Here is a 22903-nt window from a genome sequence, read left to right on the forward strand (position 1 = left end):
ACCTCGGGCCGTCGACTCAGGCCATCAGGGCACGCACATCGCCGGCGATGCGCTCGGCCAGGGCCTCCACATCGAAGTGGGCGCGCCCCTCCACCATGACCCGGATCAGCGGTTCGGTGCCGGAGGGGCGCAGCAGCACCCGCCCCTCGTCGCCGAGCTCCGCCTCCACGGCGGCCACCGCCTCCTGCAGCGCCGGGGTCGCCATCAGCGCCTTGGCGTCGCTGCCGGGGGTCAGGCGCACATTGACCAGCGCCTGGGGCACCTTCTCCAGCCCGGCCAGCAGCCGCGCCAGGGGCTGCCCCTCACGGACCATGATGGCCACCGCCTGGAGGGCGGCGACGATGCCGTCGCCGGTGGTCTGCACATGGCCGCAGACCAGGTGCCCGGAAGACTCGCCACCCAGCTGCCAGCCATTGGCGGCCAGGCGCTCCATCACGTAACGGTCGCCCACCTTGGCCCGCTCGAAGGGAATCCCCAGACGCGCGAAGGCCAGCTCGAGACCGAAGTTGGTCATCAGGGTGCCCACCACCCCACCGCCCAGCTCGCCCCGCGCGTGGCGATCCCGGGCGATCAGGTAGAGGATGTCGTCGCCATCCACCTCGCGACCGTCGGCGTCCACCAGCAGCACCCGGTCACCGTCGCCGTCGAAGGCGATGCCCAGGTCGGCGCCGCGCTGGATCACCGCGGCACGCAGCGCCGCCGGGTGGGTGGAGCCCACCTCCCGGTTGATGTTGAGGCCATCCGGCTCGGCACCGATCAGGCTCACCTCGGCGCCCAGCTCGCGGAAGACGCTGGGGGCGATATGGTAGGTGGCCCCGTGGGCGCAATCGAGGACGATCTTCATGCCGTGCAGGCTGAGGCGGTCGGGGATGGTCGACTTGCAGAACTCGATATAGCGGCCGGGGGCGTCGTTGATGCGCACCGCCTTGCCCAGTTCGGCGGCGGCCACCGTGGTCAGCGGCTCGTCGAGCTCCGCCTCGATGCGCGCCTCGATGGCGTCATCCAGCTTGACCCCCTCGGCGGAGAAGAACTTGATGCCGTTGTCGGCGAAGGGGTTATGGGAGGCGGAGATGACGATCCCCGCATCGGCGCGGAAGGTGCGGGTCAGGTAGGCGATGCCCGGGGTCGGCATGGGCCCCAGCAGGGAGACATCGACGCCGGCGGCGGAGAGCCCTGCCTCCAGGGCCGACTCGAAGAGGTAACCGGAGATCCGGGTATCCTTGCCGATCAGCACCTTGGTGCGCCCCTGGCGGGCCAGCACCCGGCCGGTGGCCCAGCCCAGCTTGAGCATGAAGTCGGGGGTGATGGGAAACTCTCCCACGGTGCCACGGATCCCGTCCGTGCCGAAATAGCGTCGACTCATGAGTCACATCCCTCCTGGAGTACGGCCCAGGTCATATTGATGACATCCACGCTGGGCCCCACATCATGGACACGCAGGATTCGTGCGCCCCGCTCCACGGCCAGGGCCGTCAGGGCCAGGCCACCGGGCAGGCGCTCCTCGACGGGGCGCTCCAGCACCTTGCCGATCATGCTCTTGCGGGACATGCCGACCAGCAACGGCAAGTCCAGCGCCTGGAGTCGCTCCATGCGGTGCAGCAGGCGCAGGTTATGCTCCACCGTCTTGGCGAAGCCGAAACCCGGGTCGAGCAGCAGTCGCTCGCGGCGCAGGCCCGCCGCCAGGCAGGCGGCCACCCGGGCCTCGAGGAAGTCGGCCACCGCCTCCTCCACCGGCCCCTCGTAATGGGGCGCCACCTGCATGTCGCCGGGCTCGCCGAGCATATGCATCAGGCACACCGGCAGGCCGCTATGGGCCGCCGCCTGCAGGGCCCCATCGCGGCGCAGGGCGCGCACGTCGTTGATCATGCCCGCGCCCAGGGAGGCACTCTCGCGCATCACCTCGGGGCTGCTGGTATCCACCGACACCAGGGCATCCAGTTCACGTACCAGGAGCTCCACCACCGGGGCGACCCGATCCAGCTCCTGCTGGGGGGTCACCGGGGCGGCGCCAGGACGCGTCGACTCGCCGCCCACGTCGATGATGGCGGCCCCCTCGGCGAGCATCTGCTCGGCATGGCGCAGGGCATCGTCCAGGGCCACATGGCGACCACCGTCGGAGAAGGAGTCGGGGGTGACATTGAGAATCCCCATGACCCGGGGATAGGAGAGATCGAGCCGGTGGCGGCCGCAGTGCAACAGGGGCGCGGGTTGTCCGTCGCTCATGGGCGGATCCTGACGAGATGGGCAAGAAAGGGAGGGCAACTACTCTAATCAGCCGCCGCGCGCCATGCAAGGCGACCGACACAGACGACACAGGCGCCCCGAGGGGCGCCTGCTGTGGCTTACTGGCCGGCGGGACCGCCGAGGGGATCCGAGGGCCGGCGGCGCGGCTCGTCATCCTCCTCGTCATCGCCGTCATCGGCCTCGGGCGCCTGGGAGCCTTCCGGCTTGGCCTCGGCGTCCGGAGTCACCCCGGCACCACCGCCGCCCTGATCGTCCCAGCCCTCCGGCGGACGCGGGTCGCGCCCCTCCATGATGTCCTTGAGCTGGTCGGCGTCGATGGTCTCGTACTTCATCAGCGCCTCGGCCATGGCGTCCAGCTTGTCGCGGTTCTCCTCGAGGATCTGCTTGGCCTTGGCGTAGCATTCGTCGATGATCCGACGCACTTCCTTGTCGAGTCTGGAGGTGGTCTCGCCGGACTTGAACTTGCCGCCGCCCTGGCCCGGCGCGCCGAGGAACTGGTGGGACTCGTCCTCGTCGTACATGATCGGTCCGAGTTCATCGGAAAGGCCCCACTTGGCGACCATGTTATGGGCCAATTCGGTGGCGCGCTTGATATCGTTCGACGCCCCCGTGGTCACCCCATCCGGCCCCAGGGTCATCTCCTCGGCGATACGTCCACCGAACAGCGAGCAGATCTGGCTGATGATCTGCCGGCGGGAGAGGCTGTAGCGGTCCTCCTCCGGCAGGAACATGGTCACCCCCAGGGCGCGGCCGCGGGGAATGATGGTGACCTTGTAGACCGGGTCGTGCTCCGGCATCACCAGGCCGATGATGGCGTGGCCAGACTCGTGATAAGCGGTGTTCAGCTTCTCCTTCTCGGACATCACCATGGACTTGCGCTCGGCCCCCATCATGATCTTGTCCTTGGCCAGCTCCAGCTCGTCCATGCCCACCAGGCGCTTGTTGCGGCGCGCGGCGAACAGCGCCGCCTCGTTGACCAGGTTGGCCAGATCGGCACCGGAGAAGCCCGGGGTACCGCGGGCGATCAGCGACGGCTTGACGTCATCGGCCAGGGGCACCTTGCGCAGGTGCACATTGAGGATATGCTCGCGGCCACGGATATCCGGCAGGCCCACGGTGACCTGGCGGTCGAAGCGGCCCGGGCGCAGCAGCGCCGGGTCGAGCACGTCGGGACGGTTGGTGGCGGCGATGACGATGATGCCCTCGTTGGCCTCGAAGCCGTCCATCTCCACCAGCAGCTGGTTGAGGGTCTGCTCGCGCTCGTCGTTGCCGCCGCCCATGCCGACGCCACGGGAGCGGCCCACGGCATCGATCTCGTCGATGAAGATGATGCAGGGCGCCTGCTTCTTGGCCTGCTCGAACATATCGCGGACCCGCGAAGCCCCCACGCCGACGAACATCTCGACGAAGTCGGAACCGGAGATGGAGAAGAACGGCACCTTGGCCTCGCCGGCGATGGACTTCGCCAGCAACGTCTTGCCGGTGCCCGGCGGCCCCACCATCAGCACGCCGCGGGGGATGGTGCCGCCCAGGCGCTGGAACTTGGAGGGGTCGCGCAGGAAGTCGACCAGCTCCTCGACCTCCTCCTTGGCCTCGTCACAGCCGGCCACGTCGGCGAAGGTGGTCTTGATCTGGTCCTGGGAGAGCAGCTTGGCCTTGGACTTGCCGAAGCTCATGGGCCCGCCCTTGCCGGCCCCGCCGCCCTGCATCTGACGCATGAAGAAGAGGAAGATCGCCAGGATGATCAGGATCGGGAAACTGGCCACCAGCAAGCGCGTCCACAGGCTCTGCTGCTGCGGCTCCTTGCCCACCACGGTGACGTTGTTGGAGAGCAGATCATCGATCAGCTTGGGATCCTCCGCCGCCGGGCGGATGGTGGTAAAGGAGGAGCCGTCGGCGCGCTCACCGGTGATGGTGTAGCCATCGATGGTGACGCTACGTACCTGCTGGTTCTGCACCTGCTGGACGAACTGGGAGTAGTTCATCGCCTGGGGTGAGCTGTCGACACTGAAGTTGTTGAACACCGTCAGCAGGACTGCCGCGATGACCAACCACAGGATCAGGTTCTTCGCCATATCATTCAAGGGAACACCCTCATTGCTAAATCGATCTGCGTACCGGCTAGGCGTTTGACATTACAGCAGCCGCGGGCGTTCAACCACCCCAAGGGGGACAGTGACACAAATCGCGCCGCGCTGTCTGGCTATCGCCTCGGTAGAAAGAGGCTATCGTCGCCGCCCTAGCCTCGGAAATCTTCCGCCAGCAGGTAGACCTCGCGGGAACGCGCCCGGGAGGCCTCCGGCTTGCGGGTCACTACCCGAGCGAAGCTGCCGCGCAGCTCCTTCAGATAGGCATCGAAACCTTCTCCCTGGAAGACCTTGGCCAAGAAGCGCCCGCCGGGTCTCAGGGTCTGGCGGGCCAGGTCCAGCGCCAGCTCCACCAGGTACATCGCCTGGGGCTGGTCGATGGCGGCCATGCCACTCATGTTGGGCGCCATATCGGACATCACCAGGTCCACCGGGCGCTCGCCCAGGGTGGCGAGGATCGCCTCCAGGGCGGCCTCCTCGGTGAAGTCGCCCTGGATGAACTCGACCCCGGCCAGGGCATCCATCTCGAGGATGTCGGAGGCGATCACCAGCCCCTTGGCGCCGACCTTCTCGGCGGCCACCTGACTCCAGCCGCCAGGGGCCGCGCCCAGGTCGATCACCGTCATTCCCGGGGTGAACAGCTTGTCCTTCTCGTCCAGCGCCAGCAGCTTGTAGCTGGCCCGGCTGCGGTAGCCATCCTGCCAGGAGCGCTGCACATACTGATCATCGAAGTGTTCCTTGAGCCAACCGGCACTGGACTTGCTGGCCGGGCGCGGGGAAGCAGACTTGCGGGAGCGGGAAGGAGATGTCACTGCAGCACCTGGGGGTCGTGAGTTCGCCACACGGAATGCGGGGCCGGAGGACGCCGACGGGAGGCTTTCACCGCGGCGGCTTTCGCCTTACCATGACGGGTTCAGCGCAACCGGAAATCTCAAGATACCATGAGCTTGTCACAGGCACAAAAGAAAGCATTTCGCAGCATCGGCCACCACCTCAACCCCGTGGTCACCCTCTCCGAGAACGGCATCTCCGAGGGCGTCCTGGCCGAGCTGGACCGGGCGCTGGCGGATCACGAGCTGATCAAGGTCAAGCTGGCCCTGCCCGAGCGGGACGACCGCGCCGCCATGATCGAGGAGCTGGTGGCGACCAGCGGCGCCGAACTGGTGCAGACCATCGGCAAGATGGCCCTGCTCTACCGCAAGAACCCCAAGGCCAACCCCAAGCTATCCAACATCAAGCGCTTCGAGAACCACCACGGGCGACACTGACGCGCCGCGCTTCGTGCCAGCTGGAAGCTGCATGACTTACCAGCCGTAGAGACGAAACACCCCCGCTGCCATGGCAGCGGGGGTGTTTTTCTTCAAGCTTCCAGCTTAAGGCTTCGAGCTTGGGTCAGAGGTGTTCGACGCCGGCGATCTCGTACTCCACGTCGCCGCCGGGGGTCTTGACCAGCACCACGTCACCCTCTTCCTTGCCGATGAGGGCCCGGGCGATGGGCGAGGTCACCGAGATGCGCCCCGCCTTGATGTCCGCCTCGTCCTCGCCGACGATGCGGTAGGTCACCTCCTCGTCGGTATCGAGGTTGAGCAGCCCCACGGTGACGCCGAAGATCACCTTACCGGTCTTGGGCAGCTTGGTGACATCGATCACCTGGGCGCTGCCGAGCTTGCCCTCGATCTCCTTGATGCGCCCCTCGATAAAGCCCTGCTGCTCGCGGGCCGCGTGGTACTCGGCGTTCTCCTTGAGATCGCCGTGTTCACGAGCCTCGGCAATGGCAGCGATCACCTTCGGCCGTTCGACGCTCTTGAGCTGATCCAGCTCGTCCCGCAGGCGCTGCTCGCCTGCCACGGTCATCGGGACCTTGTTCATTGACTGGCTCCTGCATGCAATTCCTGAAGCCGCCGCACGGTAATCTGGTTGCCGTACTCCAGCGCCATGCAAACGGCGCGGGCCCCGGCCAGGGTGGTGGCGTAGGGCACCTTGTGGGAAAGGGCGGTGCGGCGGATGATCGAGGAGTCGTTGATGGCCTGACGCCCCTCGGTGGTGTTGACGATATAGGCCACGTCGTCGTTCTTGAGCATATCGACGATATGCGGCCGTCCCTCATAGACCTTGTTGACCACCGACACCTGGATACCGGCCGCCTCGAGGGCGGCGGCGGTGCCGCGGGTGGCGCAAAGGGAGAAACCCAATGCTAGCAGAGATTGGGCCACCTCGACGATGGCGGCCTTGTCCGGCTCGCGCACCGAGAGGAAGGCCAGTCGCTGGCCATTGAGGCCCGGCATCGGCTCGTTGGCGCCCAACTGGGCCTTGAAGAAGGCCTCGGCGAAGGTCTCGCCGGAGCCCATCACCTCGCCGGTGGATTTCATCTCCGGCGACAGGATGGGGTCGACCCCGGGGAACTTGTTGAACGGGAAGACCGCCTCCTTGACGCTGTAGAAGGGCGGCACGATCTCGGCCTCGAAGCCCTGCTCGGCCAGGGTGGTGCCGGCCATGCAGCGGGCGGCGATCTGGGCCAGGGAGGTACCGATGCACTTGGAGACGAAGGGCACAGTGCGCGAGGCGCGGGGGTTGACCTCGATGACGTAGATCTCGCCATCCTGCCAGGCCAGCTGCACGTTCATCAGGCCCTTGACGCCCAGCTCCACCGCCATGCGCTTGACCTGCTCGCGCATCTCGTCCTGCACCTCGGCGGGCAGCGAGTAAGGCGGCAGCGAGCAGGCGGAGTCACCGGAGTGCACGCCGGCCTGTTCGATATGCTGCATGATGCCGCCGATCACCACCTGCTGGCCGTCGGAGACGGCGTCGATATCGATCTCGATGGCGGCATTGAGGAAGTGGTCGAGCAGCACCGGCGAGTCGTTGGAGACCTTGACCGCGTGGGTCATGTAGTTCTCGAGCTCGGAGGCGTCGTAGACGATCTCCATGGCGCGACCGCCGAGCACGTAGCTGGGACGCACCACCAGCGGGTAACCGATCGCCTCGGCCTTGGCGAAGGCCTCGTCGAAACTGCGCGCGGTGGCGTTGGGCGGCTGCTTGAGCCCCAGTTTCTCGATCATCTGCTGGAAACGCTCGCGATCCTCGGCACGGTCGATGGCGTCCGGGGTGGTACCGATGATCGGCACGCCGGCGGCCTCCAGCTCCCGGGCCAGCTTCAGCGGGGTCTGGCCGCCGAACTGCACGATGACGCCGACCGGCTTCTCCTTGTCGGCGATCTCCAGCACGTCCTCCAGGGTCACCGGCTCGAAGTAGAGGCGATCACTGGTGTCGTAGTCGGTGGAGACGGTCTCCGGGTTGCAGTTGACCATGATGGTCTCGTAGCCGTCGTCGCGCATGGCGAAGGCGGCATGGACGCAGCAGTAGTCGAACTCGATGCCCTGGCCGATGCGGTTGGGGCCACCGCCCAGCACCATGATCTTCTGGCGGTCGGAGACCTCCGCCTCGCACTCCTCCTCGTAGGTGGAGTACATGTAGGCGGTGTCGGAGGCAAACTCCGCCGCACAGGTGTCGACGCGCTTGTAGACCGGGCGGATACCGGCCTTCTGGCGGGTCTTGCGGAACTCCTTCTCGGAGACGCCCAACAGGCGGGCCAGGCGGGCATCAGAGAAGCCCTTGCGCTTGAGGCGCAGCAGGGCCCCGGCATCCAGCTCGGAGAGCGAGCGGGTGGCCAGGTCGGCCTCGGTCTTGACCAGGTCCTCGATCTGCACCAGGAACCAGGGATCGATCTTGGTCAGGGCGAAGATCTCGTCGACACTCATGCCGCTGCGCATGGCATCGGCGACAAAGAAGATGCGTTCGGCGCCGGCGGCCTGCAGCTCACCCTTGATCTGCGCCATGCCCTCGGTGGTGAAGTCGGTGACGATGGGGTCGAGGCCGTCGTTGCCGGTCTCCAGGCCACGCAGCGCCTTGTGCAGCGACTCCTGGAAGGTGCGGCCGATGGCCATCACCTCGCCCACCGACTTCATCTGGGTGGTCAGGCGGTCGTTGGCCTGGGGGAACTTCTCGAAGGTGAAGCGCGGAATCTTGGTGACCACGTAGTCGATGGACGGCTCGAAGGAGGCCGGGGTGCGCCCACCGGTGATGTCGTTCTGCAGCTCGTCCAGGGTGTAGCCGACGGCCAGCTTGGCGGCGATCTTGGCGATCGGGAAGCCGGTGGCCTTGGAGGCCAGGGCCGAGGAGCGGCTGACCCGCGGGTTCATCTCGATGACCACCACGCGACCGGTCTTGGGGTCCACGCCGAACTGGACGTTGGAGCCGCCGGTCTCGACGCCGATCTCGCGCAGCACCGCCAGGGAGGCGTCGCGCATGATCTGGTATTCCTTGTCGGTCAGCGTCTGGGCCGGGGCCACGGTGATGGAGTCGCCGGTGTGCACGCCCATGGGGTCGAAGTTCTCGATGGCACAGACGATGATGCAGTTGTCGTTCTTGTCACGAACGACCTCCATCTCGTACTCCTTCCAGCCCAGCAGCGACTCGTCGATCAGCAGCTCATGGTTGTTGGAGAGCTCGAAGCCACGGGTACAGATCTCCTCGAACTCTTCCTTGTTGTAGGCCACGCCGCCACCGGAGCCGCCCATGGTGTAGGAGGGGCGAATGATGGTCGGGAAGCCCAGCTCGGCCTGGATCTCCCAGGCCTCGTCCATGGTATGCGCGACCTTGGCCTTGGGACACGCCAGGCCGATGTTCTTCATCGCCTTGTCGAAGAGGTCCCGGTCCTCGGCCTTGTTGATGGCGTCGGCGTTGGCGCCGATCATCTCCACGCCGTGCTTCTCGAGCACGCCGTGCTTGTCCAGGTCGAGGGCGCAATTGAGCGCGGTCTGGCCACCCATGGTGGGCAGGATGGCATCGGGCTTCTCGGCCTCGATGATCTTCTCCACCGCCTGCCAGGTGATCGGCTCGATATAGGTGGCATCGGCCATGGCCGGGTCGGTCATGATGGTGGCCGGGTTGGAGTTCACCAGGATGACCCGGTAGCCCTCCTCGCGCAGCGCCTTGCAGGCCTGGGCGCCGGAGTAGTCGAATTCGCAGGCCTGGCCGATGACGATGGGGCCGGCGCCGATGATCAGGATGCTTTGGATGTCTGTACGCTTGGGCATGGTGCTTCCCGCAGAAAAAGGGTGATGAACGAGGATCGACGGACGGGCGATTGACGGCGCGCCCGGATCATCTCGGTGGCGGTCGGGCGATTATCGGCGCGCCTGGATCATCTCGATAAAGCGGTCGAACAGCGGCGCCACGTCACGCGGCCCGGGACTGGCTTCCGGGTGCCCCTGGAAGCTGAAGGCCGGACGATCGGTGCGCTCGATGCCCTGCAGGGTGCCATCGAAGAGCGAGCGATGGGTGGCGCGCAGGGTGCCGGGCAGACTCGCCTCGTCGGCGGCGAAGCCGTGGTTCTGGCTGGTGATCATCACCTGGCCGCTGTCGAGGTCCTGCACCGGGTGGTTGGCACCGTGGTGGCCATGGCTCATCTTCACGGTCTTGGCGCCGCTGGCCAGGGCCAGCAACTGGTGCCCCAGGCAGATGCCGAACACCGGGATCTCGCTCTCGAGGATCTCCTGGATCGCGCGGATGGCGTAGTCGCAGGGCTCGGGGTCGCCGGGACCGTTGGAGAGGAAGATGCCGTCCGGGTTCATGGCCAGCACCTCGGCGGCCGGGGTCTGGGCCGGCACCACGGTGAGGCGGCAGCCGCGGGAGGCCAGCATGCGCAGGATGTTGCGCTTGACGCCGTAGTCGTAGGCCACCACATGGTAGGGGCGCTCGCGGTTGGCGGCGTCGGCGTAGCCCTCGCCCAGGGTCCACTCGCCCTCGCTCCACTCGTAAGCGTGCCGGCAGGTCACTTCCTTGGCCAGGTCCATGCCCTTGAGGCCCGGGAAGGCGCGGGCGGCCTCCAGGGCACGGGCCACGGCGTCCTCGCCGGAGGCCAGGTCGCCGGCCAGGATGGCGCCGTTCTGGGAGCCCTTGTCGCGCAGGATACGGGTCAGCCGACGGGTATCGATATCGGCGATACCGAGGATGTTCTGGCCCTTGAGGTAGGCATCCAGGGACTGCTCGGAGCGGAAGCTGCTGGCCAGCAGGGGCAGGTCACGGATCACCAGGCCGGCGGCGGCGATGGCATCGGACTCCACGTCCTCGGCATTGACGCCGGTATTGCCGATATGGGGGTAGGTCAGGGTGACGATCTGTCGGGAGTAGGAGGGATCGGTGAGGATTTCCTGGTAGCCGGTCATGGCCGTATTGAACACCACCTCACCGCTGGTCAGGCCATCGGCTCCGATGGCAGACCCATGGAAAACGCTACCATCTTCCAAGGCCAATATCGCGGGTCTGTTCAACGCAACTTCCTCCCATGCTCGTGAGACCGGCCAGGAAGGCGGTCTCGATAACCGACAAAGTGATCGCTGGTGGGCGCCTGATTCGAGTCGTAAAAAAGCGGGACGAAAGCCGATAAGACCGGTTTCATCCCGCTTTTTAGCATTATTCCATGCCCTTGGGCCGCCTCGACACGCCTCTGCGGGACAGATTCTCGCAGCGCCCGGCCAAAATTTTTGGAATATTACAGGATTCGCCGCAGGCTCGCCACCCCCGCCTGCCAGCGTAGGTTGGATAAGCGAGCCGAAGGCGAGCGCATCCAACAGGCCAGCACGGCAAACCCGGGCGTGTCGGATGCGCCTGCGGCTTATCCGACCTACCCGCGCCGCGCTTAGTCCGCCAGACCCAGCACATCCTGCATATCGTAGCGACCGGCCGGACGCTCCGCGACCCAGCGGGCGGCCCGCACCGCGCCCTTGGCGAAGGTCATGCGGCTCGACGCCTTGTGGGTGATCTCGATGCGCTCGCCCTCGGTGGCGAACATCACGGTGTGCTCGCCGACGATATCCCCGGCACGCAGGGTAGCGAAGCCGATCTCCTTGTCGCTGCGCGGGCCACACTGCCCGACCCGCTCGAAGACGCCGTGCTCCTTGAGGGTGCGCCCCAGGGACTCGGCCACCACCTCGCCCATCTTCAGGGCGGTGCCGGAGGGGGCATCCACCTTGTGGCGATGATGGGCCTCCACCACCTCGATATCGTAGCCCTCGTCGCCCAGGGCCCTGGCGGCGGTCTGCAGCAGCTTGAGGGTCAGGTTGACGCCCACGCTCATATTGGGGGCGAAGACGAAGGGCACCCGATCCCGGTAGGCGTCCAGCTCGGCCAGCTCACCGTCGTCCAGGCCGGTGGTGCCGACCACCAGGCGCTTGCCATGCTCGGCGCAGAAAGCCAGGTTGCCCAGGGTCACCCGCGGTGCGGTGAAGTCGATCAGCACATCGAAGTCGTCGACGATGGCGTCCAGGGAGTCCACCGCGGCGATGCCCAGCTTGCCCAGGCCGGCCAGCTCGCCCAGGTCGGCCCCCACCAGGGAACTGCCCGGCTCGACGCTGCCCCCGGCCAGGCTGGCCTGGGGATCCTGCTGCACGGCATTGACCAGGGTGCGGCCCATGCGGCCGGCGACACCGACGATGGCGATACGGGTCATGTGGACTCCTGAAAGGTGACGGCTGGGTGAAGTGGGCGCCAGTATAGCAGGGCCCCGGGCCGCCCTCAGCCTCTCTGCTCCCGGCGCCCCTGGCGAAACAGCAGGCCCATGGCCAGCAGCACCAGCAGGCTACCCGGCAACCAGGCCCAGTCGATCCGTGATGGCGACTGCACGAAGAGCAGCAGCATGGAGACGAAGGGCACCAGGTAGCCATAGGCGGTGACGCCGGCCGGGCTCAGCACGGCGGTGGCCCGCTGCAGCAGCCAGAAGGTCAGGGCGCTGGAGCCCAGCCCCAGGTAGACGATCAGCAGGGCATCCCGCCAGGCCAGGCCGGCCAGGCGCACCGGTGACTCCAGGAGCAGTCCTGCCACCCCCACCAGCAGGGCCCCGCAGGCCAGGCTCCAGAAGGTACGCAGCGCCGCCGACTCGGGCAACCAGCCCCGCGACAGCCCCCACTTGCTGAGCACCGGATAGCAGGCCGAGGCGACACAGCCCAGGAAGAAGACCGCCTCGCCGCGCCCGAAGGCCAGCCCCGAGGCCTCACCCCGCGCCTCGGCCAGGGCCAGCCCCAGGGCACCCAGCGCCCCCAGGGCCAGGGTCGCGGGCAGCCACCGGCCCAGGCGCTCCACGCCGAACGGCAGGCCGATCAGATAGGCGAGCAGGGGCACGCTGACGAAGAGGGTGGCCATGGCCAGGGCCGTCGCGTGGTGGGCGGCCCAGAACATGGCCCCGAAGAACCCCGCCAGGCAGGCGCCCAGCAGGCCATAGAGCCACCACTGCCGGCCGCGGGGCAGGAAGGCCACCTCGCCTCGCACCAGCCAGCCCAGGGCGACACAGGCGACCAGGAAGCGCAAAGCGGTCAATAGCAGGGGCGGCAGCTCGGCGAGCAGGCCCACCACCGGAAAGGAGAGCCCCACCAACAGGGCCCAGAGCAACATGCCCAGGTGGGCGCGACTCAGTTCTCCCAAACGATATCCAGGGGCTCCTTGCCAGCCATGCGCTCGAGATGACTGGCCACCACCCCCTCCAGGCGATCCAGCGCCTCCTCGTCCAGGGCCTCGATGGCGACGGTCAGGGCCTCGTCATCGGCACGCATCAGGCAGGCCCCCTCCTCGAAGGTGACCCGCCCCTGGCCCTCCTCCTGGGCCACCTCGAGCTTATGCGCCCAGTGCTTGCAGAGGCGGTTGATCAATCGGGCCCCGGAGTCGGTAGCGATCACGGCGCGGGAAATGGGCATGGCGGCCTCCTGGCAGTGGACTCAACGCCTCTAGACTAAGACGCGGCCCGCCGGGACGCCACCCCCGACGCTCAGACGCCGGCGAAGCGCTCGGCCCGGAAGGGCGCCATGGGCACCGCCGGCTCCTCGTCATCCATCATCTCGCCCAGCAGCCGCCCGGTGACGGGGCCCAGGGTAAAGCCCTGGTGACCATGCCCGAAGGCGAACCAGAGGCCCTTGTGGCGGGGCGCCGGGCCGATCACCGGCTTCATGTCGGGCATGCAGGGGCGATTGCCCACCCAGGGGGCGGCATCCTGGCGCGGCCCCAGGGGGAAGAGTCGACGCGCCACCTTCTCCGCCGCCGCCAGTTGCTCGTGGCGCGCCGGCGCGTCCCGGGTGGTCAGCTCGGCGCCGGTGGTCAGGCGTACCCCGGCACGCATCGGCGCCAGGAGGTAGCCGGCGTCGAAATCCATCAGCCAGTGATTCAATCGCGCCTCGCCCTCGCCGGCGTAGTGCATATGGTAGCCACGCTTGGGGAAGAGCGGCAGGCGGTAGCCCAGCTGCCCCAGCCAGTCGCCACTCCAGGGGCCCGCCGCCAACACCAGCTCTTCCGCCTCCAGGCTGCCGTCGGCGAGATCCAGGCGCCAGCCATTGGCGGTCTTGGCCACCTGTCGCACCTCGCCTTGCTGGAAGCGTCCGCCGGCGGCCTCAAAGGCCCGGGCATAGGCCTGCACCAGGCCGCCCGGATCCAGCACCGTCCAGCTATTGGTCCACTCGATGGCACCCACGAAGGCCTCGGCGGCCAGGTGCGGCTCCTGCGCCTTGAGCTCGGCAGGGGTCCGGGTCCGATAGCCGACCCCGAAGCGCTGGGCGGCCTCCTCGGCCTCGCCACAGAAGGCGTCCAGATGCTTCTGACTGCGGAAGGCATCGAACCAGCCTTTCCTGCTGATCAGCGCCTCGGCCCCGGCGGCATCGATCAGGCGCTGATGCTCTTCGGTGGAGCGCATGATCAGGGAGGCGTATTCCGGCACGATCCGCCGGTAGCTGGCCGGCGCCGAGCGGCGCCAGTACTGGAAGAGCGGCCCGGCGGCGGCGGCCATGCCCTTGAGGCGATAGCGGATATCGATGCTGCGATTGGGCAACACCCGCAGCAGGGTGCCCAGGTCACGGGGAAAGGCGTGAGGAAACACCGCCTCGCGCTGGATGATGCCGGCGTTGCCGAAGGAGGTCTCCTCCCCCGGCGCTCGGCGATCGACCAGGGTGACCGAGCGCCCCCGCTGGGCGAGATGATAAGCGATGGAGGTGCCGACCATGCCGGCGCCGAGAACCAGGGTCTCGCGAGTCATGCCTGCGGTTCCTTGCTAGCAGGGGCCCGTGGAAGAGAGACCACGAGCATGAAAAAAGGCGTGCGCCCGGCCGGAGCGGCGCGATGGCTACACTCTAGACAGCCACCCGGCGGCGGGCAATGACTCCCCCGGCGACCGGGTCGCATCGGCACAAGGCAACGAATATTTTGATAAAAAGTTAGTTAGGCCACAAACAATATAAATGTAGATATTATCCTAACGTTGAAGGGATGCGTATGGAATATTCATCACCCGTGTGATTTACTCAAAGCGCAGTCTGACAGGCCGGTCCCCGGCCGGCCATCGATGACAACCTATAATTTCTAAACTGCATCGCAACGAGGTCCCATGAAGCTCTCCACTTTCATCAAAGGCGCCCTGGCCACCTCAGTGGCCGCCTCCATCGTCGCCAGTCATGCCGTCTATGCCGATACCGTGCGCCTGCGCATGCACACCTTCTACGGCACCGAGGTCGACGATATCGCCCGCGACCTGCGCGACCGGGTCAATGAGGCCAGCGACGGCTCCATCCGCATCCAGTTCTTCCGCGCCGGTGAGCTCGTCGACAGCGACCAGTTCGTCGATGCGGTCTCCCGTGGCACCATCGATATCGCCCACGGCGTCGGCAGCTACTGGCCGGGCACCGTCGGGATCGGCACCATCGAGGGCGGCCTGCCGGGCGCCTGGGTGAACGCCGAAGAGGCCCGCGATATCTTCGAGAACCAGGGCCTCGAAGCGCTGGTCGCCGCCGCCTATGAAGAGCGTGGCGTCAAGCTGATCGGCCGCGGCTTCGGTAGCGACTATGGCCTGATCACCCGCGAGCCGGTGACCAGCCTGGAAGACCTGCGCTCCATGCGCATCCGCGCCACCAGCTCCATCGCCGCCGTACTGGAGCCGTTCAATATTCCCACCGTCTTCCTGCCCGGCCAGGAGCTCTACGTGGCCCTCTCCACCGGGGTGATCGACGGCGCCGTCTACGGCGGCCCGGTGGAATACGAGCAGCTCAAGCTGCACGAAGTGGCCGGCCACTACACCGACATCAACCTGCTCAACCCGGGCTGGACCGAGAACGCCCTGATCAACCCCAACACCTGGGAGCGCCTCTCCGAGGAGCAGCAGGAGATCCTGACCGGCGCCATCGACCAGTACCTGCTGGACGTGCACCAGTGGCTGGAAGAGGGCAACCAGCGCATCATCGATGAAGGCGAGCTGTTCGAATTCGCCGTGCTGCCGCAGGAAGAGTCCAACCGCCTGGCCGAGGCCGCCCTGCCGATCTGGGAAGCCGAGGCCGAGAAGTCCGAGCGCAACGCCCAGGCCATCGAGATCCTGATCAACAACGCCATCGAGCAAGGACGTCTGAGTGAGTAAAGTCACCCGCTATTTGAGGGTGCAGGATGGCCTTTCCGACTGGGTCGGAAGGGCCACTTCCTGGCTGACGCTGGGCATCATCGGCGTTCTGCTCTACGAAGTCGTGGCGCGCTATATCCTCAATGCCCCCACCGTCTGGGGGCATGAGCTGTCGACCATGTTCTTCGGGGCGCTGAGTATCCTGGCGGGCAGCTATACCCTCCGTCACCACGGCCACGTCCGCAGCGACGTGATCTATCGACTGCTCCCCTACCGTGTACAGGCCTTCTGCGACCTGGTGATCTTCGCCCTGGGCATCCTGGTGCTGGCGGTCTTCTTCCGCATGGCGGTGGACTTCGCCTACCACTCCTGGAGCATCGGCGAATTCTCCAACCGCAGCGTCTGGCGTCCGCCCCTCTGGCCGATCAAGGCCACCATTCCGCTGGCCGTGGGCCTGCTGATCCTGCAGTGCCTGGCCGAGCTGGTGCGTGCCGCACTGCGCGTGGCCGGGGTGCGCTACCACGACCCCAGGGATGATGAGGCCAGCGAGACGGCCTGAGGTCGGATTCGTCGAGACCCCCGCATCGCGACAGGGATAGAAATACATTCGACGGCCCCAATCGGGCCCGTCTTGCAAAGGGCTTTCCTATGGCTGGCTTCGAGCCCCTCACGATTACCGCCATCATGTTCTTCTCCATGCTGGTGTTGATGGCAATGGGCGCCCCCCTGGCATGGGCGCTGATGATCTCCGGCATGGGCAGTGCCTACCTGATGTTCGGGCCTGGCGGGCTGGACCTGCTGCTGGCCTCGGCGTTCAGCGCCATGGACAACTTCCTGCTGGTCTCACTGCCACTATTCATCTTCATGGGCCTGGTGCTGGAGCGCTCGGGCATCACCGATGATCTCTTCGAGATGATCCACCGGCTGATGGGCAGCGTGCCCGGTGGCCTGGGGGTCGGCACGGTGCTGATCTGCGCCCTGATCGCCGCCATGGCCGGCGTCTCCGGCGCCGCCACCGTCAGCCTGGGCATCATCGCCCTGCCCGCCATGCTCAAGCGCGGCTATCACAAGCGCCTGGTCACCGGCACCATCATGGCCGGCGGCGCCCTGGGCTTTCTGATCCCGCCCAGCGTGCTGATGATCGTCTACGCCTTCCTGGCCCGGGAGTCGGTGGGCAAGCTGTTCGCCGCCGGCCTGATGCCGGGGCTGATGCTGGCGGCCATCTACATGGCCTATATCCTGATCCGCTGCCGCCTCAACCCGGAGCTGGGCCCGGGGGCGCCGCCGGAGGAGCGCTTCACCCTCAAGCAGAAGCTCACCTCCCTGCGCCATGTGATCGCCCCGGGGCTGCTGGTGGTGACCGTGCTGGGCTGCATCATCGGCGGGGTCACCTCCCCCTCCGAGGCCTCCGCAGTGGGAGCCGGCGGCGCCCTGCTGATCGCCACCCTGCGCGGCAAGCTCAACTGGGGCCTGCTGCGCTATGTGATGCTCAATACCACCAAGATCACCGGCATGCTGCTGTGGATCGCGATTGCCGCGGTCTTCTTCAGCCGTATCTACATGGGCCTGGGCGCCGGCATGATCATCAGCGAGATCATCGAGGACTTCGCGCTCTCGCCCTATACGGTGATCATCATCATGGTGCTGAGCTTCTTCCTGCTGGGGATGTTCCTGGATGACTTCGCCATCCTCTTCATCACCATTCCCCTCTATGTGCCCATCGTCCGGGAACTGGGCTTCGATACCACCTGGTTCGCGGTACTGTTCATCCTCAGCATGCAGTCCGCCTACCTGACGCCACCCTTCGGCTACAACCTCTTCTACATGCGCTCGGTGGCGCCAAAATCGATCACCATCGTCGATATCTACCGCTCGGCCCTGCCCTTCGTGGGCCTGCAGATCCTCGGCTTGGCCCTGATCATTCTCTTCCCGAGCATCGCCCTGTGGCTACCGGAGCGGCTTTTCTAGCCCCGCCACGCCACCCGGCACCACCGGCTGCGCTTTCCGCCCCCTCCTCGGAGGGGGTTTTTTGTCTGCGCGGCGCCTCCCCAGGGCCGCCATGCTAGGCTGGGCTTGAATTCACAAAAGGCGATAAAGGAAGACGACGTGACTGCATCCCTGGAGTGCCTGGGCAGGCTCAGGGTCGGGCATAGCAAGGGAGTGCCGGCCCCCAACAAGCCCTGCCTCTTGCTGGCGATCATCTGCGAGATCCAGGCGGGGCATATCGCCTCTCCCCGGGTCACCATCGATGACCGGCTGATCGCTCGCTACTACGACCTTTATGAAGCAGCCACCGGGAACAGGTCGTCCGCCAACCCCCAGCTTCCCCTATGGCACCTGAGAAATGACCAGGGCCCATCCGGCCCCCTCTGGTCGCCGGAGTTCACGGAAAGCCTGAGCGCTGTGGAGCCACAACTCGGCCAGCCTAAGTCCCTCAGGAAGCTTCGGGAGCGCTTTACCAGCGCCCGACTGGACGCCACACTCTTCGAGGCTCTCCGGAGTGAACCTGCCTCGCGAGAGGCATGCGCCCTACTGGTATCTCGTTACTTCTCCGCCGCCCCGAAAGCTTACCAGGCACTGCACACCTACCTGACCACGGCACTGGAAAGCGGCAACTATGAACGGCATCCCGAGCGACTGAAAGGCAGTGTGAAAGAACAAAGCCAAACGTATGCCCGCTCCGCCGCCTTTCGCTCCTTGGTGCTGGAGGCCTACGACTACCGCTGCGCGGCGAGCCGCCTGCGCTATATCACACCGGACTATCGCTACCTCGTGGAGGCCGCCCACCTGATCCCCTTCGCCCAGAGCCAGGACGATCGACCGACCAACGGCATCGCCCTGACGCCCAACCTGCACTGGGCCATGGACAACCAGTTGATCGCCCCGGGACCGGACCATCGCTGGCACGTCAGCCCCGGTATCGACGCGCTGAACAACGACAATCGCTGGCTCTGCGAGCTGGACGGCCAGCCACTGGTGTTACCACGCGACCCGCGCTGGGCACCCGACCGGGAAGCCCTGGACTGGCGCCTGAAGCACCTGTTGCGTTGACGCCCAGAAACGGCCAGGCCCCGGTATCGGGGATACCGGGGCCTGGCTTCTGCCTTCGAGGGTGGCTGCCGCCTAGGGCTTCATGTCCTCGAAGAACTTCTTCACGCCATCGAAGAAGCTCTTCTTCTTCGGCGAGTGGCTGTTGGACTCGCCGAGGCTCTCCTGGAAGCGGCGCAGCAGCTCCTTCTGCTCCTCGGAGAGGTTGACCGGGGTCTCCAGCACCACCCGGCACAGCAGGTCGCCGGCGGGGCCGCCGCGCACCGGCTTGACGCCCTTGCCCTTGAGGCGGAACAGCTTGCCGGTCTGGGTCTCGGCGGGGATCTTCAGCTTGACCCGGCCGTCCAGGGTCGGCACCTCCAGTTCGCCGCCCAGTGCCGCGTCGACGAAGTTGATCGGCACCTCGCACTGCAGGTGACGGCCATCGCGCTGGAAGATCGGGTGCGGCTTGATGGCCACCTGGACGTAGAGGTCCCCGGGGGGGCCGCCGTTGATGCCGGTTTCGCCTTCGCCATTCAGGCGAATGCGGTCGCCGGTATCGACCCCGGCGGGGATCTTCACCGACAGGGTACGGGTCTCGCGCATGCGCCCTTCGCCGTGACACTTGTGGCAGGGCACCTTGATATGCACGCCGCTGCCGTGACAGGTCGGGCAGGTCTGCTGCACGGCGAAGAAGCCCTGCTGCATGCGCACCTGGCCATGACCGTTACAGGTCGGGCAGGTCTCCTTGCTGGAGCCGGGCTCGGCGCCCTCGCCGTCACAGCGGTCGCACTCCACATGGCGCGGCACGCGGATATCGACGCTGGTGCCGGTGACGGCATCCTCCAGGTCGAGCTCCAGGTTGTAGCGCAGGTCGCTGCCGCGCTGGGGGGCGTTGGGGTTGCGCCGACCGCCGCCCGCGCCGCCGAAGATATCGCCGAACACATCGCCGAAGATATCGCTGAAGCCCCCGGCCCCGGCGCCACCGAAGCCGCCACCACCGAAACCGCCCCCTTGGCCGTCGACGCCGGCATGACCGAACTGGTCATAGGCGGCACGCTTCTCGCCGTCGGAGAGCACCTCGTAGGCCTCGGAGACCTCGCGAAACTTCTCCGCCGAGGTATCGTCGTCCGGGTTACGGTCGGGGTGATACTTCTGGGCCAGGCGTCGGTAGGCCTTCTTGATCTCTTTCGTATCGGCACCGCGCTCTACGCCCAGCACCTCATAATAATCGCGTTTGGACATCGGTCTGTCCGCCTCCGTCGCGGCACCGCGGAAACACCAACGCGGGAGTCAGGCCCCCGCGCTGGTGTCATCCTTGATGCCGATGTCGTGGTTTACTGCTTTTTCTGGTCGTCGTTGACTTCTTCGTACTCGGCGTCGACCACGTCATCGTCCTGCTTGGCACCCGCCTCGCCGGCGTCGCCACCGGCCTGCTGGGCGGCTTCGGCCTGCTCGGCATACATCTTCTGGGCGACCTGGCCGGAGGCCTCGGTGAGCTTGTCCAGCTTGGCCTGGATCTCGTCCTTGTCGTCGCCCTTCAGCGCCTCCTCGAGCTCGCCGATGGCGCCCTCGATGGCCTGCTTCTCCTCGTCGGAGACCTTGTCGCCGGCCTCTTCCAGGGTCTTCCTGGACGCGTGGATCATGCCGTCGGCCTGGTTGCGCAGGGCCACCAGCTCCTCGAACTTCTTGTCCTCGTCGGCATGCGCCTCGGCATCGCGGACCATCTGTTCGATCTCGTCATCGGAGAGGCCACTGGAGGCCTTGATGACGATCGACTGCTCCTTGCCGGTGGCCTTGTCCTTGGCGGAGACGTGCAGGATGCCGTTGGCGTCCAGGTCGAAGGCGACCTCGATCTGCGGCACGCCGCGCGGCGCCGGCGGAATGTCGGCCAGGTCGAAACGACCCAGGGACTTGTTGCCGCCCGCCTGCTTGCGCTCGCCCTGCAGGACGTGAATGGTCACGGCAGTCTGGTTGTCATCCGCGGTGGAGAAGGTCTGGGTCTTCTTGGTCGGGATGGTGGTGTTCTTCTCGATCAACGGCGTCATCACGCCACCCAGGGTCTCGATGCCCAGGGTCAGCGGGGTGACGTCGAGCAGCAGCACGTCCTTGACGTCGCCACCCAGCACGCCGCCCTGGATCGCCGCACCCACGGCCACCGCCTCGTCCGGGTTGACGTCCTTGCGGGCGTCCTTGCCGAAGAACTCGGCCACGCTCTTCTGCACCAGCGGCATGCGGGTCTGGCCACCGACCAGGATGACGTCGTCGATCTCGGACGCGGACAGGCCGGCATCGGCCAGGGCGGTCTTGCAGGGCGCCAGGGAGCGCTTGACCAGCTCCTCCACCAGCGACTCCAGCTTGGCCCGGGTCACCTTGACATTGAGGTGCTTGGGACCGGTGTTGTCGGCGGTGATGTAGGGCAGGTTGACGTCGGTCTGCTGGGCGCTGGAGAGCTCGATCTTGGCTTTCTCGGCGGCTTCCTTGAGGCGCTGCATGGCCAGGTTGTCGCCGGACAGGTCGATGCCGCTGTCGGCCTTGAACTGATCGACCAGGTAGTTGATCAGGTGCATGTCGAAGTCTTCGCCACCCAGGAAGGTGTCGCCGTTGGTGGCCAGCACCTCGAACTGGGTCTCGCCGTCGACGTCGGCCACCTCGATGATGGAGATATCGAAGGTGCCGCCACCCAGGTCATAGACCGCGATGGTCTTGTCGCCGCGGGACTTGTCCATGCCGTAGGCCAGGGCCGCCGCGGTGGGCTCGTTGATGATGCGCTTGACCTCGAGGCCGGCGATGCGGCCGGCGTCCTTGGTGGCCTGACGCTGGCTGTCGTTGAAGTAGGCCGGCACGGTGATGACCGCCTCGGTGACTTCCTCACCCAGGTAGTCTTCCGCGGTCTTCTTCATCTTCTTCAGCACTTCGGCGCTGACCTGCGGCGGCGCCAGCTTCTTGCCCTTGACCTCGACCCAGGCGTCACCGTTGTCGGCCTCGGTGATGGTGTAGGGGACCATCTTGATGTCCTTCTGGACGACGTCGTCCTTGAAACGACGACCGATCAGGCGCTTGATGGCGTAGAGGGTGTTCTGCGGGTTGGTGACCGCCTGGCGCTTGGCCGCCTGGCCCACCAGGGTCTCGCCATCATCGGTGTAGGCGATGATGGACGGCGTGGTGCGGCCACCTTCGGCGTTCTCGATGACTTTGGCGCTGTCGCCGTCGAGTACGGCCACACAGGAGTTGGTGGTCCCCAGGTCAATACCGATGATGCGTCCCATAGGAAATCCTCGAAAAGTCGTGATCTTGATTCGTGCGTTGCGGCCGTTGCCGCGGCGTTGTGCTCTATGTGGGGGAGGCCTCGCGGCTTTTCAAGCCCCCGGGTGACCCTCGTCTCAGCCGGCGGCCTGGCTGACCACCACCATGGCCGGACGGACCAGGCGACCGTTGAGCAGGTAGCCCTTCTGCATCACGTCCATCACGGTGTTGGGGTCGAGCTCGGGGTTGGGCACCATGGCCATGGCCTCGTGCACCTGCGGGTCGAAGGGCTCGCCGGCGGGCTCCACCGCCTCGACACCGAACTTGGCCAGCACGTCGAGCTGCATCTTGAGGGTCATGGCGACGCCTTCGCGGTGGGCCTCGGAGGCCTCCTCGCCCATCGCCTCCAGGGCCTTCTCCAGGCTGTCCACCACCGGCAGCAGCTCCTTGACGAACTTCTCCAGGGCGAACTTGCGCGCCTTCTCCGCCTCCTGCTCGGCGCGGCGGCGCACGTTCTGGGCCTCGGCGGCGGCGCGCAGGGCCTGATCCTTGGCCTCGGCCAGGCCCTGCTCCAGTTCCTCGACCCGGGCCGCCAGCACCTCGGCCTCGGGATTGTCGCTGACCTCGCCCTGGCGCTCGGCCTGCTCGGCGGCCTCGCTGGCGGACTCCACTTCGCCCTCCACGGGCTGCGGCTCGGCGTCCTGTTCCTGGCGCATCAGCTCTTCATCCAGCGGGGTCTGCGGGTCTCTGGCCATGGGATTCTCCTGACATCGTGGCGGCCCGGGGCCACCTCACTAAGGGGTTGAGCATGAGTTGCCCCCTGATATGGGGATGGTCGCGGCGATCTCAAGGCATGCCACGGCACGAGCATTGTCGGCGG

At 66.5% G+C, this 22903-nt stretch carries 19 protein-coding genes; 5 read left to right on the plus strand and 14 right to left on the minus strand.

The window, feature by feature from the left end:
• Positions 1-16: 16 nt before the first annotated feature.
• The 4 genes from glmM to rlmE form a co-directional block, all read right to left on the minus strand.
• A complete protein-coding gene (gene glmM / locus IHD13_RS13740) occupies positions 17-1363 on the minus strand; it encodes a phosphoglucosamine mutase (RefSeq protein WP_195861605.1) in 1347 nt (448 codons plus the stop codon).
• Complete coding sequence (gene folP / locus IHD13_RS13745; protein ID WP_195861606.1) at positions 1360-2223, minus strand: dihydropteroate synthase; 864 nt, start codon at positions 2221-2223, stop codon at positions 1360-1362. The genes glmM and folP overlap by 4 nt, the downstream gene beginning before the upstream one ends.
• A gap of 119 nt (positions 2224-2342) precedes the next feature.
• The gene (gene ftsH, locus IHD13_RS13750) at positions 2343-4328 is read right to left on the minus strand and encodes an ATP-dependent zinc metalloprotease FtsH (RefSeq protein ID WP_195861607.1); all 1986 of its coding nucleotides are present in this window, start codon (positions 4326-4328) and stop codon (positions 2343-2345) included.
• A 155-nt stretch (positions 4329-4483) separates the two neighbouring features.
• On the minus strand, positions 4484-5143 hold the full coding sequence (rlmE, locus tag IHD13_RS13755; RefSeq protein ID WP_195861608.1) for a 23S rRNA (uridine(2552)-2'-O)-methyltransferase RlmE: 660 nt from the start codon (positions 5141-5143) through the stop codon (positions 4484-4486).
• Positions 5144-5272: 129 nt separating this feature from the next.
• Between rlmE and yhbY the strand changes: the two genes are divergently transcribed.
• The gene (yhbY, locus tag IHD13_RS13760) at positions 5273-5599 is read left to right on the plus strand and encodes a ribosome assembly RNA-binding protein YhbY (RefSeq protein ID WP_195861609.1); all 327 of its coding nucleotides are present in this window, start codon (positions 5273-5275) and stop codon (positions 5597-5599) included.
• Between the two features lie 124 nt (positions 5600-5723).
• On the opposite strand, the gene greA is transcribed toward yhbY, so the two are convergent.
• From greA to IHD13_RS13795, 7 genes are all read right to left on the minus strand, one after another.
• Complete coding sequence (gene greA / locus IHD13_RS13765; RefSeq protein ID WP_195861610.1) at positions 5724-6200, minus strand: transcription elongation factor GreA; 477 nt, start codon at positions 6198-6200, stop codon at positions 5724-5726.
• Positions 6197-9427: a carbamoyl-phosphate synthase large subunit gene (gene carB / locus IHD13_RS13770; RefSeq protein ID WP_195861611.1), complete on the minus strand. Its 3231-nt coding sequence runs from the start codon at positions 9425-9427 to the stop codon at positions 6197-6199. The genes greA and carB overlap by 4 nt, the downstream gene beginning before the upstream one ends.
• Before the next feature lie 90 nt (positions 9428-9517).
• Positions 9518-10663: a glutamine-hydrolyzing carbamoyl-phosphate synthase small subunit gene (gene carA / locus IHD13_RS13775; RefSeq protein WP_195861612.1), complete on the minus strand. Its 1146-nt coding sequence runs from the start codon at positions 10661-10663 to the stop codon at positions 9518-9520.
• A 368-nt stretch (positions 10664-11031) separates the two neighbouring features.
• On the minus strand, positions 11032-11841 hold the full coding sequence (gene dapB, locus IHD13_RS13780; protein WP_195861613.1) for a 4-hydroxy-tetrahydrodipicolinate reductase: 810 nt from the start codon (positions 11839-11841) through the stop codon (positions 11032-11034).
• Between the two features lie 65 nt (positions 11842-11906).
• A complete protein-coding gene (locus IHD13_RS13785) occupies positions 11907-12809 on the minus strand; it encodes a DMT family transporter (RefSeq protein ID WP_230086321.1) in 903 nt (300 codons plus the stop codon).
• Positions 12797-13078, minus strand: a complete 282-nt coding sequence (locus IHD13_RS13790; RefSeq protein WP_195861614.1) for a DUF2218 domain-containing protein — start codon at positions 13076-13078, stop codon at positions 12797-12799. Before IHD13_RS13790 ends, IHD13_RS13785 begins: the two co-directional genes overlap by 13 nt.
• Positions 13079-13149: 71 nt before the next feature.
• Positions 13150-14403: an NAD(P)/FAD-dependent oxidoreductase gene (locus IHD13_RS13795; RefSeq protein WP_195861615.1), complete on the minus strand. Its 1254-nt coding sequence runs from the start codon at positions 14401-14403 to the stop codon at positions 13150-13152.
• Between the two features lie 348 nt (positions 14404-14751).
• Here IHD13_RS13795 and dctP point away from each other — a divergent pair, with 348 nt between their 5' ends.
• The 4 genes from dctP to IHD13_RS18575 all read left to right on the plus strand — a co-directional run bounded on the left by dctP (position 14752) and on the right by IHD13_RS18575 (position 18801).
• Positions 14752-15771: a TRAP transporter substrate-binding protein DctP gene (gene dctP, locus IHD13_RS13800; RefSeq protein ID WP_195861616.1), complete on the plus strand. Its 1020-nt coding sequence runs from the start codon at positions 14752-14754 to the stop codon at positions 15769-15771.
• Complete coding sequence (locus IHD13_RS13805; protein ID WP_195861617.1) at positions 15764-16309, plus strand: TRAP transporter small permease subunit; 546 nt, start codon at positions 15764-15766, stop codon at positions 16307-16309. The genes dctP and IHD13_RS13805 overlap by 8 nt, the downstream gene beginning before the upstream one ends.
• A gap of 89 nt (positions 16310-16398) precedes the next feature.
• Positions 16399-17718, plus strand: coding sequence for a TRAP transporter large permease (locus IHD13_RS13810; protein ID WP_195861618.1), 1320 nt, complete (start codon positions 16399-16401; stop codon positions 17716-17718).
• Between the two features lie 138 nt (positions 17719-17856).
• Positions 17857-18801 carry an HNH endonuclease gene (locus IHD13_RS18575; RefSeq protein WP_195861619.1) on the plus strand — a complete coding sequence of 315 codons (945 nt, stop codon included), beginning with the start codon at positions 17857-17859 and terminating at the stop codon, positions 18799-18801.
• A gap of 72 nt (positions 18802-18873) precedes the next feature.
• On the opposite strand, the gene dnaJ is transcribed toward IHD13_RS18575, so the two are convergent.
• From dnaJ to grpE, 3 genes are all read right to left on the minus strand, one after another.
• Positions 18874-20022, minus strand: a complete 1149-nt coding sequence (gene dnaJ, locus IHD13_RS13820) for a molecular chaperone DnaJ (RefSeq protein WP_195861620.1) — start codon at positions 20020-20022, stop codon at positions 18874-18876.
• A 92-nt stretch (positions 20023-20114) separates the two neighbouring features.
• Positions 20115-22046, minus strand: a complete 1932-nt coding sequence (gene dnaK, locus IHD13_RS13825) for a molecular chaperone DnaK (protein ID WP_195861621.1) — start codon at positions 22044-22046, stop codon at positions 20115-20117.
• Between the two features lie 114 nt (positions 22047-22160).
• Entirely contained in the window at positions 22161-22778 is a 618-nt protein-coding gene (gene grpE, locus IHD13_RS13830; RefSeq protein ID WP_195861622.1) for a nucleotide exchange factor GrpE, read from the minus strand.
• Positions 22779-22903: the final 125 nt, after the last annotated feature.

The sequence above is a fragment of the Halomonas sp. 328 genome, assembly GCF_015645095.1.
GTDB lineage: Bacteria > Pseudomonadota > Gammaproteobacteria > Pseudomonadales > Halomonadaceae > Bisbaumannia.